Annotated in this window: 11 protein-coding genes and 1 pseudogene; 9 read left to right on the forward strand and 3 right to left on the reverse strand. The window is 78.3% G+C overall.

Translation table 11 applies throughout. From position 1 onward, the window contains the following. Window positions 1–32 precede the first annotated feature (32 nt). Both LO771_RS12240 and LO771_RS12245 read right to left on the reverse strand, forming a co-directional pair. A complete protein-coding gene (locus LO771_RS12240; RefSeq protein ID WP_230651274.1) occupies window positions 33–998 on the reverse strand; it encodes a M48 family metalloprotease in 966 nt (321 codons plus the stop codon). After that, window positions 995–1,432, reverse strand: a complete 438-nt coding sequence (locus LO771_RS12245) for a BlaI/MecI/CopY family transcriptional regulator (RefSeq protein ID WP_230651277.1) — start codon at window positions 1,430–1,432, stop codon at window positions 995–997. The genes LO771_RS12240 and LO771_RS12245 overlap by 4 nt, the downstream gene beginning before the upstream one ends. A 111-nt stretch (window positions 1,433–1,543) precedes the next feature. Here LO771_RS12245 and LO771_RS12250 point away from each other — a divergent pair, with 111 nt between their 5' ends. The 3 genes and pseudogenes from LO771_RS12250 to LO771_RS31635 all read left to right on the forward strand — a co-directional run bounded on the left by LO771_RS12250 (window position 1,544) and on the right by LO771_RS31635 (window position 3,915). After that, window positions 1,544–2,218 (forward strand): DedA family protein, encoded by a 675-nt coding sequence (locus LO771_RS12250; RefSeq protein WP_230651280.1) that lies wholly within the window; start codon window positions 1,544–1,546, stop codon window positions 2,216–2,218. After that, on the forward strand, window positions 2,215–2,841 hold the full coding sequence (locus tag LO771_RS12255; RefSeq protein WP_230651282.1) for a phosphatase PAP2 family protein: 627 nt from the start codon (window positions 2,215–2,217) through the stop codon (window positions 2,839–2,841). The genes LO771_RS12250 and LO771_RS12255 overlap by 4 nt, the downstream gene beginning before the upstream one ends. Window positions 2,842–2,972: 131 nt before the next feature. Beyond that, a pseudogene (locus LO771_RS31635) lies at window positions 2,973–3,915 on the forward strand (phosphorothioated DNA-binding restriction endonuclease). Window positions 3,916–3,978: 63 nt separating this feature from the next. On the opposite strand, the gene LO771_RS12265 reads toward LO771_RS31635, so the two are convergent. Then, on the reverse strand, window positions 3,979–5,079 hold the full coding sequence (locus tag LO771_RS12265; protein ID WP_230651633.1) for an alanine--glyoxylate aminotransferase family protein: 1,101 nt from the start codon (window positions 5,077–5,079) through the stop codon (window positions 3,979–3,981). Window positions 5,080–5,464: 385 nt separating this feature from the next. Between LO771_RS12265 and LO771_RS12270 the strand changes: the two genes are divergently transcribed. The 6 genes from LO771_RS12270 to glnII all read left to right on the forward strand — a co-directional run bounded on the left by LO771_RS12270 (window position 5,465) and on the right by glnII (window position 12,806). After that, the gene (locus tag LO771_RS12270; protein ID WP_230651288.1) at window positions 5,465–6,817 is read left to right on the forward strand and encodes a GDSL-type esterase/lipase family protein; all 1,353 of its coding nucleotides are present in this window, start codon (window positions 5,465–5,467) and stop codon (window positions 6,815–6,817) included. Window positions 6,818–6,935: 118 nt separating this feature from the next. After that, the gene (locus LO771_RS12275; RefSeq protein WP_230651291.1) at window positions 6,936–8,249 is read left to right on the forward strand and encodes an SGNH/GDSL hydrolase family protein; all 1,314 of its coding nucleotides are present in this window, start codon (window positions 6,936–6,938) and stop codon (window positions 8,247–8,249) included. Window positions 8,250–8,336: 87 nt separating this feature from the next. Next, window positions 8,337–9,425 carry an amidohydrolase family protein gene (locus LO771_RS12280; protein ID WP_230651294.1) on the forward strand — a complete coding sequence of 363 codons (1,089 nt, stop codon included), beginning with the start codon at window positions 8,337–8,339 and terminating at the stop codon, window positions 9,423–9,425. A gap of 165 nt (window positions 9,426–9,590) precedes the next feature. Next, window positions 9,591–10,268 (forward strand): uracil-DNA glycosylase, encoded by a 678-nt coding sequence (locus tag LO771_RS12285; protein WP_230651296.1) that lies wholly within the window; start codon window positions 9,591–9,593, stop codon window positions 10,266–10,268. Between the two features lie 262 nt (window positions 10,269–10,530). After that, a complete protein-coding gene (locus LO771_RS12290; protein ID WP_230651636.1) occupies window positions 10,531–11,541 on the forward strand; it encodes an SCO1860 family LAETG-anchored protein in 1,011 nt (336 codons plus the stop codon). 245 nt (window positions 11,542–11,786) lie between these two features. Then, entirely contained in the window at window positions 11,787–12,806 is a 1,020-nt protein-coding gene (gene glnII, locus LO771_RS12295) for a glutamine synthetase (protein ID WP_230651299.1), read from the forward strand. Window positions 12,807–12,932 lie beyond the last annotated feature (126 nt).

Raw genomic sequence — 12,932 nt, forward strand, 5'->3', positions numbered from 1 at the left:
CCGGCGGACCGTCCGGCCGGCGGGGCCGCCGGTCAGCGGGGCGCGGTCGCGGGGGCCGGGACGGCCTGGGCGGTCTCGACGGTCTCCTGCAGGTCGTGCGTGGCCTCCAGGACCGTCCCGGCGGCCGTGCACAGGCAGGCGGCGAGCAGCAGGGCCGCCGCGGTCCGGCGGCGCGCGGGTGCGGGCTGCGGCCCGGGGGAGAGCAGGGCGGCGACCCGCCGCGGCACCGGTCCGGCGTGGGCGGCCGGGGCCAGGCCGGGCCGCCGCGGTCCGCCGGTCCGCGCGGGGGCCGCGGCCGCCAGGGCGGCCCGGCCGACCGCCCGGGCGGTGAGGGCGCGGCTGCCCACGCAGGCGGCCGCGGCCTCGTCGGCCCAGCGCTCCAGGTGGTACGCCAGCGGCTCCCGCAGCAGGCGCAGCGCGGGGTGGACCGCGGCCGCGTACTCGGCGGCGGCGAGGAAGAGGTGGTGGCGCGCCGCGAGGTGGGCCCGCTCGTGCGCGAGCAGCGCGGCGCGCTCGTCGGCGCCGAGCGCCCGCAGCATCCCGGCGGTCACCACGACGCGGCCGGGGCGGCCGGGCAGGGCGTAGGCGTCGGCCCGCTCCTCGGGGAGGACGGCCAGGCCGTCCCCGGCGCCCGCGGCGGCCAGGGCGGCGGTCCGCGCGGCGCGCAGGTCGCGCCGGTGGCGGGCGGCGGCGTGCAGCAGCCGCGCCGCGCCCGCCGCGAGGGCGGCGGCCGCGGGGACGGCGACGTACCCGGCGGCGGGGGAGATGCGCTCCAGCCACGGGAGGGAGAGGTGGCCGAGTGCGGCGACGGGGGGCAGCCGCAGCAGTCCGGCGGCGGCGAGCAGGCCCAGCGAGGCGCCCGCGGCGGCGGCGAGCAGGACGCCGGTGGCCGCCAGCGTCCAGGCCGCGGCGCGCGGCGGCAGCCAGCCGGACAGCCGGCGGGCGGCGGGCACGGCGAGCAGCGGCAGCAGCAGCGGGATCCAGACGGCGACGATCATGCGGGCTCCTCGCGCGCCGGCGTGCCGCCGGTCCCCGCGGAGCCGCCCTCCGGGAGGCCGCCCTCCGGGCTGTCGCCGAGCAGTTCCCGCAGCAGCCGCTCGTCGTCGGCGGAGAGGTCGGAGACGAAGCGGGCCAGGACGGTGGAGCGGTCGGGCTCGCGGTCGAGCTCGGAGCGCATCCGGCGGGCGGCGAGCCCGGCGGTGTCCTGCACGGCGGGGACGTAGGCGTAGGCACGCCCGGCGCGGGTGCGCAGCAGGGTGCCCTTCTCGTGGAGCCGGCCGAGGATCGTCGCGACGGTGGTGCGGGCCAGTCCGCCGCCGAGCGCCTGCTGGACGTCCTGCGGGGTGAGGGGGCGCCCCGCGGCCCAGAGCGCGGCCAGCACCTCGGCCTCCAGCTCGCCGTGGGGGCGGCGGGGGGCGGGCAGCTCGGACATGTCGGCGGTTCCTCCCGGGATCCTCTACCATCGAGAGAACGTCTACATGATTGTAGACGTTCGGGCGGTCCGCAGCACCGCCACGCACCAGTATGGGAGGCCCCGCCCGCAGTGTCCTCATCCCCCGTCTCCGCGCTCCCCGCCCATCTGGCGGTCAACGTGCTCGACGCCTCGTCGCTGCTCTCCGCCTTCGGCGCGCTCGGCATCGCGGTCGTCCTCTTCGCCGAGACCGGCCTGCTGGTCGGCTTCTTCCTCCCCGGCGACTCCCTCCTGTTCACCGCGGGCCTGCTCTGCGTCCCCGGCGGCCACGGCGGCCCCCACCTGCACCTGCCCCAGGTCCTCGCGGCCTCCGTCGCCGGCGCGCTCGCCGGCGCCCAGTGCGGCTACCTCATCGGCCGCCGCGGCGGCCGCGCCCTGCTCGAACGCTCCCGCAACCGGCGGCTGCACGACGGGGCCGTCCGCGCCGAGGAGCTGCTCGCCCGCTACGGACACGCCCGCGCCGTCGTCCTGGCCCGCTTCGTCCCCGTCGTGCGCACCGTCCTCAACCCGCTCGCCGGCGCCCTCGACGTCCCCGCCCGCACCTTCACCCTCTGGCAGGTCGTGGGCGGCACCGTCTGGACGGTCGGCCTGGTGCTCGCCGGGTACGCCCTCGGCTCCACCGTGCCGAACGTCGACCGCTACCTGCTCCCGCTGGTCGCGCTCGTGGTCGCCGTCTCCCTGCTGCCGCTCGCCCTCGAACTGCTGCGCTCCCGCCGCGCCCGCCAGGCCCGCGAGGAGGCCCGATGACCCCCGCCCCCGCCCCCTCCCTGCTCGCCTTCGACGGCAGCGGCATCGACGGCGGCCTGTACACCGACGTCACCGACGCCGCCCACCGCACCCCGCACTGGCTCGACCACGCGGTCCTGCTCTGGTCCGACTACGGCCTCGCCGTCTTCGCCGTGCTGATGCTCGCCGGCTGGTGGGCCGCCCGCCGCCGCGGCGCCGCCGACACCGCCCGGGCCCTCGCCGTCCCCGTGGCCACGGTCCTCGCGTACGGCGTGAACTCCGTGGTCAAGGCCCTGGTCGCCGAGGACCGGCCCTGCATCTCCCTCCCGCACACCCCCACCCTGGAGGCGTGCCCGGGGGCCGGCGACTGGTCCTTCCCCAGCAACCACACCGTGGTCGCCTTCGCCGCGGCCGCCGCACTGCTGGTCGTCGACCGCAGGATCGGCGCGGTCGCTGTGCTCGCCGCGGTCGCCATGGGCGCCTCCCGGGTCTGGATCGGCGTCCACTACCCGCACGACGTGCTGGCCGGCGCCCTGGTCGGCGTCGCGGTGGGGCTGCCCCTCACCCTGGCCGCCCGCCGTGCCGCGCCCCTGGTCGAGCGGGCCCGCGGCACCGCCCTGGCACCGCTCCTCGGCACCCCCTGATCCCGCGGGCGCCGTCCCGACGCGAGGCGGACGGCGCCCGCGGCCCCACCCCCGTCCTGCGGCACGGACGGCACCCGCCGTCCGCCAGGAGGCCGCCAGCCGCCCCGGTCCCTGTGGCAGGGTGGTGCGCCGTGACGCGGGACGAGTTGATGGCGGCCCTGGCCAGGATGCGGCGGGCGCCGGTGCAGGGACGGCGCGCGCCGCACAAACCGCTGCTGGTGCTCTGGCTGCTGGGCCGGTACGCCGGGACGGGCAGCACGGCCGTTACGTACGACGAGGCCGATGTGCCCGTCAGCCGTCTCATCGACGACTTCGGGCCGCCAGCGCGGACCCGGCAGCGGGCGGCGATGCCTTTCGTCCACCTGGAACGCCGCCTGTGGGACCTGCGCGATGCCCGGGGGGAGCCCATCCCACCGACGGCCCCGGAGAGCGGCGCCGCGCTGCGCCGCAGCGGTGCCGTCGGCCGGCTGCGACCCGAGGCCGAGCGGCTGCTCGCCGAACGGGGCACTCTGGCAGCAGCTGCCCGGCTTCTGCTGGACCAGCACTTCACCCATGCCTTGGAGGGACCGGTCTGCGAAGCCGCCGGGCTTGACCTGTCCGCCCTGGAACTGGAGGCCGCCGTCCAGCTCCTGCCAGGACAGCGAACCCGCCGGTCTCGCCGATCGGGCTTCGCCGAGGAGGTCCTGCGTGCCTACGCGTACTCCTGCGCCATATGCGGCTACGACGGGGCGCTCGGCCACCACCCCGTCGGACTGGAGGCCGCCCACGTCCGCTGGCACAGCCAGGACGGGCCCGACACGCTGGACAACGCCCTGGCCCTCTGCGCCCTCCACCACGCCCTGTTCGACCTGGGCGTACTGGCTGTTCGACCTGGGCGTACTGGGCCTCACCGAGGACCTGCGCGTCCGCGTCTCCGGCCTCTACACGGCCCGCAGCGGGGCCGGGCGTGCCGTCGACATCCTCCAGGACCGTCCCCTCGCCCGGCCCCGGCCCGGTCTGCCCCGTACGGCGGAGACCTTCGTGCGCTGGCACACCGCCCAGGTCTTCAAGCACACGGCGGCCCCGGCGGCCTGATCGGCACGCGTCCCGGTCCCGCCGCCGTCGCCGACGGGACGCGGGACGCGCGAGGCCGGCCCGTCAGGCCCCGGACGCCGCCTGCCAGGCGGCCTGCGCGGCCGCCTCCGCCGCCGCGGCGTCGGCCTTCAGGCCGAGGCCGTCCAGCGCCGCCGCGAGGGCGCGCAGCGAGGCCAGGACCGTCCCCCGCGAGGCCGCCGGGCCGTAGTGGTTGACCCGCAGCACCTCCCGTGCCAGGGCGCCGCCCGCGCCCTGCACCGGCACCGCCGGGTCGCAGCGCAGCGCCGCCGCGGCCACCTCGCGGGCGTCCACGCCGTCCGGGGTGCGCAGCGTGGTGGCGACGGGGGCCGCGTCCTCGTCGCGGACCACGTAGCAGGAGAGCGTGCCCAGCGCCCGCACACCGGCCCGGACGGCGGCGGCCGCGGCCCGGTGGCGCCCCGTCACCGCGTCCAGGCCCTCGGCGTCGATGCGGTCCAGGGACGCCTCCAGGGCGAGCATCTCCAGCTGCGCGGGGGCGTGCGGCAGGGCGGTGCGCCCGGCGTCCGTCCAGCGCTCCTTCCAGTCCAGCAGCGAGAGGTAGGAGCGGCGGGGCGCCTGCGGGTTGGCGGCGATGCGCTCCCACGCCCGGGGGCTCACCGCGGCGGCGGAGACGCCCGCAGGTCCGCCCATCGCCTTCTGGCCGCCGATCACGCACAGGTCGACGCCCCACGCGTCGGTGAGCAGCGGCTCGGCCGCCACCGACGCCACCGCGTCCAGCATGAGCAGCGCGCCGTGCCCGCGGACGACGGCGCCGATCTCCGCCACCGGGTTGGTGTTGCCGGTCGCGGCCTCGGCGTGCACGAGGCTGACGAAGTCGGTCTCCGGCCGCTCCCGCAGCGCCTCGGCGACCTGCTCGGCGGAGACGGCGGTCTGGAACGGCACCGCCAGGTCCACCACCTCGGCGCCGCACGAGCGCAGCCAGCCGCCGAAGGTCTCGCCGTAGGGGCCGGTGACCACGTTGAGGGCGGTGCTGCCGGGCCGCACCGCGCCGCGGATGCACGCCTCCAGCGGCAGCAGCGCCTCGCCCTGGGTGACCACCACGTCGTTGCCGGTGCGCAGCAGGGCGGCGACGCGGTCCTCGATCTCCGCGAAGCGCCGTGCGGTGAGCGGCGGCAGGTCGAGCAGCGGGTGCCCGCCCGGCGCGGTCTCCTCGCGGGGGCGGTCGGAGCCCGACGGGGCGGGACCCCCGGCGGACAGGGGGCCGTCGGCGGACAGGGGGCGGTTCGCGGTCACAGGGGGCCTTCCGGTGCGGGGGTGGTGCCGGCGGCGCGTGCGGCCGCGCCGCCGACGGCCAGTCTGCCGGACGCCGCCGCGGGCAGCCGACGGGCCCGCCGTCCGGGGGCCGGAGGGCGTACGGGGGAGGGCCGCGTACGGACGGCCGTCCTTGATCCGTATCCTGTACTCGGCCGCCGCCGCCCGGGGCGCAGTCGCACCGCGCCCCCGGTCGCGCACCGCGCCGCCCCGACGGGGCGGACCGGCGGCCCGACCGGGCCAGTACCAGGGGGGAAGCATGTCCGCAGCCGTGTCCCGCCGCCGCCTGCTCAAGCTGGCCGGAGGCGCCGCCGCCGCGCTGGGGGTGGCGGCCGCGGCCGACCGGGACGCCCTCGGCGAGGCCACCGCCGCGCCCGCGCGGAGCGCCGTGCCCGCCCGGGCGGGCGCGTCCGCCGCCTCCCGGGCCGCCACCACCGTGCGGCGGTTCTCCGCCTGGTCCGCCGCGCCCTCGTTCCCGGACGCGTCCGGCCGCTCGGCCACCGGCTTCCACGACGCCCTGGTGCGCATGGTGGTGCGGCCCACGCTCGGGGGCACCCGGCCGCGCATCCGGCTCTCCAACCGGTACGGGACCGCGCCGCTGCACGTCTCCCACGCCTGGATCTCGGTCCGGGCCGAGGGGCCCGAGGAGGAGCCCGGAACCCGGACCGCGGTCACCTTCGGCGGCCGGGCCGGAGCGGTGGTCCCGGCCGGGTCGGACCTGGTCAGCGACGCGGTGGCCGTCCCGTTCGCGGTCGTCCCCGAGGCGGCGCTGCTGGTGACCCTGCAGGTCGCCGGCGCCACCGGCCCCACCACCTGGCACGCCCGCTCCCGGGACGCCGGCTACGTCATGGACGGCGCGGCGCGCCTCGCCCGCGGCGCCCGGCTGCCGCGGACCGCCACGCGCCGCTGGAGCCGGCTCGACGGCTGGTTCTGGCTCTGCGGCCTCGACCTCCTCTCCGGCTCGGCGGCGGGCACCGTCGTCTGCTTCGGCGACTCCATCACCGACGGGCCGCCCACCCCCCGCGGTGCCAGCAGCGTCCGCTGGCCCGACCTGCTCGCCGACCGGATCGCCCGCGCCCGGCCGCGCTCCCCGTACGGCGTCGTCGACCTCGGCATCGCCGGCAACCGGCTGCTCCGGAGCGCCAAGCCGGCGGGGGCGGCGGCCCTGGACCGCTTCGGGACGGACGTCCTGGCCCAGCAGGGCGCCACCGACGTGATCCTGCTGGAGGGCATCAACGACATCGGCGCCGGCACCGACAGCTACGGCCGGCCCGTCACCGCCTCCGAGCTGATCGACGCCCAGCGGCGGCTGATCGGGCAGGCGCGGAGCGCGGGCCTCGCCGTCCACGGCGCCACCCTGCTCCCCTTCGAGGGCGCCAAGTACTACACCCTCCAGGGCGAGCGCGTGCGGCAGCAGCTCAACCAGTGGATCAGGACCGGCGGCGAGTACGACAGCGTCGTCGACTTCGACCGCGCCGTGCGGGACCTCCGGCAGCCCACCCGGTACGCCGTCCCGTACGACTCCGGCGACCACCTGCACCCGAGCGACGCCGGTCAGGCCGCCCTCGCCGCGGCCGTCGACCTGCGGGCCCTGCAGGCCCCGCGGGTCTGACCGCGTCCGTGCCGGGCCGCCGCCGCACACGGCGGGGCCCGTCCGTATCCTGTGCCCGGCCGCCGCGCGGAACGCGCCGGGCCGGCCGTCCACGGTCCTGAACCCAGGGGGAACAGCCATGCCCGCACCGCTGCCACGGCGGCAGGCGCTGAAGCTGGCCGCGGGCGCCGTCGCGCTGGGGTCGGCCACCGCCCTCGGCCGCTTCGCCGCGACCGGGTCCGACGGTGTCGGGGGCGTCGCCGCCGTCGGGCTGCGCAGTGCCTCCCAGGGCGCGGTCACCGGGCCGCTGCGGGTCGGCGCCTGGGCCGCCGCGCCCGTGGAGGGCCGCACCGGGCTGCCCGGGCACGGCTTCGCCCGGGCCACCCTGCGGATGGTGGTGCGCGCCTCCGTCGGCGGGGTCCGGCCCCGCATCCGGCTCTCCAACCGGTACGGCCGCGCGCCGCTGCTGGTCGGGTCCGCCACCCTCGGGGTGCAGCTGCAGGACGCCGCGACGGTGCCCGGAAGCCTGGCCCGGGTGCTGTTCGGCGGCAGGCCGCAGGCGGTGGTCCCGCCCGGCGGCGAGCTGCTGAGCGACCCGGTGGCGCTGCGCCGGCCCGTCGCCGCCCGCGACGCGCTGCTCGTCAGCCTCCACCTGCCCGGCCCGACCGGGCCCGCCGCCTGGCACCCCCGCTCGCAGGACGCCACGTACCTGGCCGCCGGCGACCGCACGACCGACGGCCGCGGCCGCCACTTCGCCCACCGGGTCAACGGCTGGTACTACCTGACCGGCGTCGACGTGCTGTCGTCCACCGCGACCGGCACGGTCGTCTGCTTCGGCGACTCGATCACCGACGGCGCCGCGCCCGTCGTCGGGCGGGTCGGCGGCCGCTGGCCCGACGTGCTCGCGGCCCGGATCGCCGAGACCCGCCCCGACCGGCCGCTGGGCGTCGTCGACCTCGGCATCGCGGGCAACAAGGTGCTCACCGACGAGCGGAACGACGCCGGGCCCTCCGGGCTCGGCCGATTCCGCGCGGACGCCCTGACCCAGCCGGGGCTGACGGACGTCTTCCTGCTGGAGGGCATCAACGACATCGGCTCCCGCCGGGGCGCCGGCGGCGCCCCGCTCACCGCCGCCGAGCTCGTCGCCGCCTACCGCACGCTGATCGGGCAGGCGCGCGCGGCCGGCGCGGCGGTGCACGGCTGCACGCTGATGCCCTTCCAGGGGGCCGCCTACTACAGCGACTTCGGGGACGCGGTGCGGCAGGAGGTCAACCGCTGGATCCGCACCGGCGGCGCGTTCGACAGCGTCGTCGACCTCGAACGGACCGTCCGCGACCCGCAGTACCCGGGCCGGTACAACGCCGCCTACGACCTCGGCGACCACCTCCACCCCAACGACGCGGGCTACACGGCGATGGGCGCCGCCGTGGACCTCTCCGCGCTGCGCGGCTGACCCGCCGGGACGCGCTGCGGGGGCGGGCCGCAGGAGCGTGCCGCAGGGGGGCGGCGCACTGGGGGCCGCCGGCCGTAGGCTGCGGGCATGGGAGAGCGCGCGGTGCTGCACGTCACGGGGCGGGTGCTGGTCGGGCCGGAGGACGTCCGGGACGAGCTGTGGGTGGTGGACGGGCGGGTCACCTTCGACCGCCCCGCCCTCGCCCGCGACGTGCGGACGGTGGCCGGCTGGGCGCTGCCCGGCCTGGTCGACGCCCACTGCCACGTGGGCCTGGACGCCCACGGCGCCGTCGACGAGGCCACCAGCGAGAAGCAGGCGGCGGCCGACCGCGACGCCGGCACCCTGCTGATCCGCGACGCGGGCTCGCCCGCCGACACCCGCTGGATCGACGACCGCGAGGACCTGCCCCGGATCGTGCGCGCCGGCCGGCACATCGCCCGCACCCGCCGCTACATCCGCAACTACGCCCACGAGATCGAGCCGGAGCTGCTCGCCGAGTACACCGCCCGCGAGGCCCGGCGCGGCGACGGCTGGGTGAAGCTGGTCGGCGACTGGATCGACCGCGACCGCGGCGACCTCGCCCCGTGCTGGCCGCGCGAGGCCCTGGAGGCCGCGATCGCCGCCGCCCACGCGCAGGGGGCCCGCGTCACCGCGCACTGCTTCGCCGAGGACTCCCTGCCTGACCTGGTCGCGGCCGGCATCGACTGCGTCGAGCACGCCACCGGCCTCACCGAGGACCTGCTGCCGCTCTTCGCCGCGCGCGGCGTCGCGATCGTGCCCACCCTCGTCAACATCGCTACCTTCCCGCGGCTCGCGGCGGGCGGGGAGGGCAAGTTCCCGGCCTGGGCGGCGCACCTGCGGCGGCTGCACGAGCGCCGGTACGCGACGGTGGGCGCCGCGTACGAGGCGGGGGTGCCGGTGTACGTCGGCACCGACGCGGGCGGGTCGCTGCCGCACGGGCTGGTCGCCGAGGAGGTCGCCGAGCTGGTCCGGGCGGGCCTGCCGCCCGCCGCGGCGCTCTCGGCGGCCAGCTGGGGCGCGCGGGCGTGGCTGGGCCGCCCCGGGCTGGAGGAGGGCGCCCCCGCCGACCTGGTGGTGTACGCGGAGGACCCGCGCGCCGACGTGCGGGTGCTGGCCGACCCGCGGACGGTGGTGCTGCGCGGCCGGGTGGTGTGACCGCCGGCCCGGCCGTCCGCCGGGCGGGCGGGGTGCCGGGCGGCCGGGGTGCCTGCCGGGGCGCCGGGCGGGTGCGGGGCTGCCGGGCGGGTGCGGGACGTGGGGCGCGGGGCCGGACCGGGCCCGTCCTGCCCCGCTGTCGGAGGGGGCCGTTAGGGTGAGCCCATGGCTCCACGTCCGCTGAGTGAGATCGTCGAGGCCGGCTGGGCGAAGGCCCTGGAACCGGTGGCCGGGCGGGTCGCCGCCATGGGGGACTTCCTGCGGGCGGAGATCGCCGCCGGCCGCACCTACCTGCCGCCGGGCCCGGCCGTGCTGCGCGCCTTCCAGCAGCCCTTCGACCAGGTCAGGGTCCTGATCGTGGGTCAGGACCCGTACCCGACCCCCGGCCACGCCGTGGGCCTGTCGTTCTCGGTGGCGCCGGAGGTGCGGCCGCTGCCCGCGAGCCTGGTGAACATCTACCAGGAGTACGGCCGCGACCTGGGTTTCCCGCCGCCGACCAACGGCGACCTCACCCCCTGGACCCGGCAGGGCGTGCTGCTGCTCAACCGGGCGCTGACCACCGCCCCCCGCAAGCCCGCGGCCCACCGCGGCAAGGGCTGGGAGGAGGTCACCGACCAGGCGATCCGGGCGCTCGCGGCCCGCGGCACGCCGTTGGTGTCGATCCTGTGGGGGCGCGACGCCCGCAACCTGCGCCCCCTGCTCGGGCAGCTGCCCGCGATCGAGTCCGCGCACCCGAGCCCGATGTCGGCGGACCGGGGGTTCTTCGGGTCGAGGCCGTTCAGCCGCGCCAACGAGCTGCTCGTGCAGCAGGGCGCCGAGCCGGTGGACTGGCGGCTGCCGTGACGGCCGCCGCTGCCGCTGCCGCTGCCGCTGCCGCTGCCGGGGCCGAGGGGGCTGAGGGGGCTGAGGGGACCGGAGGGGCGGGTGGGGCCGCCGCGGCGGGAGTGCACGTCCGGGGCTGAATCACCCTTACGGGTGAACTGACCCTCCGTGTCAACACGGTGACGCCCCGTTCGGCAGGATGGGTGAACCCCGGCCGAGGAGCGGTGCCCACCGCCCGCCGGGGTTTCCATCAGCCCTGTGGGGGAGTTTCCTCTTGTCATCCGTGTTCTCCGTCCTGCCCCGGCTCCGGCCGGCCGCGGTCGCCGCGCTGACCGCCGGCCTCGCCGTCGCCGGACTGCCCGCCGACGCGCACGCCACCGGTGCCGCCGCCGAGGGCCGGGCCACCGCCGCCGTCGCCGACGTCGCCCTGGACGTCGGCCTGCTCCACCGGACCGTCCACGTGCCGGTCGACGCCTCGCTCGGCGAGGTGCGGGCACCCGGGGAGAGCGGCGGCACCGTGCTCACCGCCCGCGTCGACGGCGTGGCCCAGGGCGCCCCGCTCACCCTCCTCAAGGCCGACATCGCCCACTCCCGCGCCGTGGTGGACGCCGACGGCTCCCGCGCCTCGGTCCAGCTGGTCGGCGCCGACGTGCACCTGCCGGGGCTGCCCCTCACCGCGCTGCTGCACGTGGACACCCTGGAGGCCCGCGTCTCCTGCCCGGCCCACGGCGAGCCCACCGCCCGGGTCAACCTGCTCGGTACGGTCCGGGTGCTCGGCCGCACCGTCGAGCTGTCCGCCGGCGGCCCCACCCGCGTCGCCGTGCCCGGCGTCGGCGAGGTGTCGGCCGAGCTGTCCCGCAGGGCGGTCACCTCCGCCGGCGCCGCCGCCACCGCGCTGGAGCTCGACGTGGCGGTCGACCCGGCGGCGCTGGGGGTCGCCAGGGTCGCGGGCCGGGTCACCCTGGGCGTGGCGGCCTGCGGTGCGCCCGCTGCGCCCGGCGGCACGGCGGGCGGCTCCGACGGCACGCCGCAGGCCCCCGCGGTGCCGGAGCCCGCGGACTCCGCGCAGCCGGCCCCGGCGCCGGCGGGGAGCACGCCGCCGGCCGCCGCGCCCCCGGCCGCCGTTCCCGCCGGGGCCGTGTCCCCGGCGCCGCAGGCGGGACCCGCCGACCTGGCCGAGACCGGCAGCAGCGGCTCCCCGCTGCTCCTCGGCGGGGCCGCCCTGTCCACCGCCGCCGGGGCCGCCGCCCTGGTGGCGGCCCGCCGCCGCAGCGCCCGCACCCGCCGGGGCTGACCGGGACCGGTCGGGGCCCGACGCGCCCCGGCCCCGACCGGTCCGGACAGGTCCGGAGGCCCGCCGCCGTGGAGGGGACGGCGGCGGGCCTCCCGCGTCCGGCTGCGGACGCGTGTCCGATAACAGGCCCGGGGTGACGCGGCCGGCCGGTTCACCTGGCGTTCACACGAGGGGAACAACCGGGAAACGGCGTCCTGCGAGGCTGCGGGGCGTCCCCGCCACCCACCCCGCAAGGAAGCCCGCCGGTGAGCTACAAGGCCGAGTACATCTGGATCGACGGCACCCAGCCGACCGCCAAGCTGCGCTCCAAGACCAGGATCCTCGCCGACGGCGCCCCCCTGCCGGACTGGGGCTTCGACGGCTCCAGCACCAACCAGGCCGAGGGCCACGCCTCCGACCGCGTCCTCAAGCCGGTCTTCTCCTGCCCCGACCCGATCCGCGGCGGCGACCACAAGCTCGTGCTGTGCGAGGTGTACAACACCGACGGCACCCCGCACGAGAGCAACACCCGCGCCCTGCTGCGCCCGGTCGCCGAGCGGTTCGCCGCCCAGGAGTCCCTCTTCGGCATCGAGCAGGAGTACACCTTCTTCCAGGGCAGCCGCCCGCTCGGCTTCCCCGAGAACGGCTTCCCGGCCCCGCAGGGCGGCTACTACTGCGGCGTCGGCGCCGACGAGATCTTCGGCCGCGAGATCGTCGAGAAGCACCTCGACAACTGCCTCGCCGCCGGCCTCGGCATCTCCGGCATCAACGCCGAGGTCATGCCCGGCCAGTGGGAGTTCCAGGTCGGCCCGCTCTCCCCGCTGGACGTCGCCGACCAGCTGTGGGTGGCCCGCTGGCTGCTCTACCGCACCGCCGAGGAGTTCGGCGTCTCCGCCACCCTCGACGCCAAGCCCGCCCAGGGCGACTGGAACGGCGCCGGCGCCCACACCAACTTCTCCACCCGGGCCATGCGCGAGGGCTACGACGCCATCGTCACCGCCTGCGAGGCGCTCGGCGCCGAGGGCAAGCCGCTGGAGCACGTCAAGCAGTACGGCTTCGGCATCGAGAGCCGCCTGACGGGCCTGCACGAGACCGCCCCGTGGGACGAGTACAGCTACGGCGTCTCCGACCGCGGCGCCTCGGTGCGCATCCCGTGGCAGGTCGAGGTGGAGAAGAAGGGCTACATCGAGGACCGGCGCCCCAACGCCAACGTCGACCCCTATGTCGTCACCCGCCTGATCGTCGGCACCTGCTGCTCCGCCCTGGAGAAGGCCGAGCAGGTCTGACGCCCCCGCAGGACCGGCCGCCCGCGGGCGGCCGTCCGCGGACCCGGACCCGGTGCCCGTCCCGCCGCCGCGCGCGGGACGGGCACCGCCGTGTCCGGGCACCGTGTCCGCGGCCCGTCGCGCGCC

The organism is Streptacidiphilus sp. ASG 303, from assembly GCF_020991365.1.
Taxonomy (GTDB): domain Bacteria; phylum Actinomycetota; class Actinomycetes; order Streptomycetales; family Streptomycetaceae; genus Peterkaempfera.

Bases quoted from the DNA above. Each gene is read 5' to 3' on its own strand.
- LO771_RS12285 (WP_230651296.1), top strand. From the start codon at position 9,591: ATGGCTCCACGTCCGCTGAGTGAGATCGTCGAGGCCGGCTGGGCGAAG.
- LO771_RS12245 (WP_230651277.1), bottom strand. From the start codon at position 1,432: ATGTCCGAGCTGCCCGCCCCCCGCCGCCCCCACGGCGAGCTGGAGGCC.
- LO771_RS12255 (WP_230651282.1), top strand. From the start codon at position 2,215: ATGACCCCCGCCCCCGCCCCCTCCCTGCTCGCCTTCGACGGCAGCGGC.
- LO771_RS12270 (WP_230651288.1), top strand. From the start codon at position 5,465: ATGTCCGCAGCCGTGTCCCGCCGCCGCCTGCTCAAGCTGGCCGGAGGC.
- LO771_RS12280 (WP_230651294.1), top strand. From the start codon at position 8,337: ATGGGAGAGCGCGCGGTGCTGCACGTCACGGGGCGGGTGCTGGTCGGG.
- LO771_RS12275 (WP_230651291.1), top strand. From the start codon at position 6,936: ATGCCCGCACCGCTGCCACGGCGGCAGGCGCTGAAGCTGGCCGCGGGC.
- LO771_RS12240 (WP_230651274.1), bottom strand. From the start codon at position 998: ATGATCGTCGCCGTCTGGATCCCGCTGCTGCTGCCGCTGCTCGCCGTG.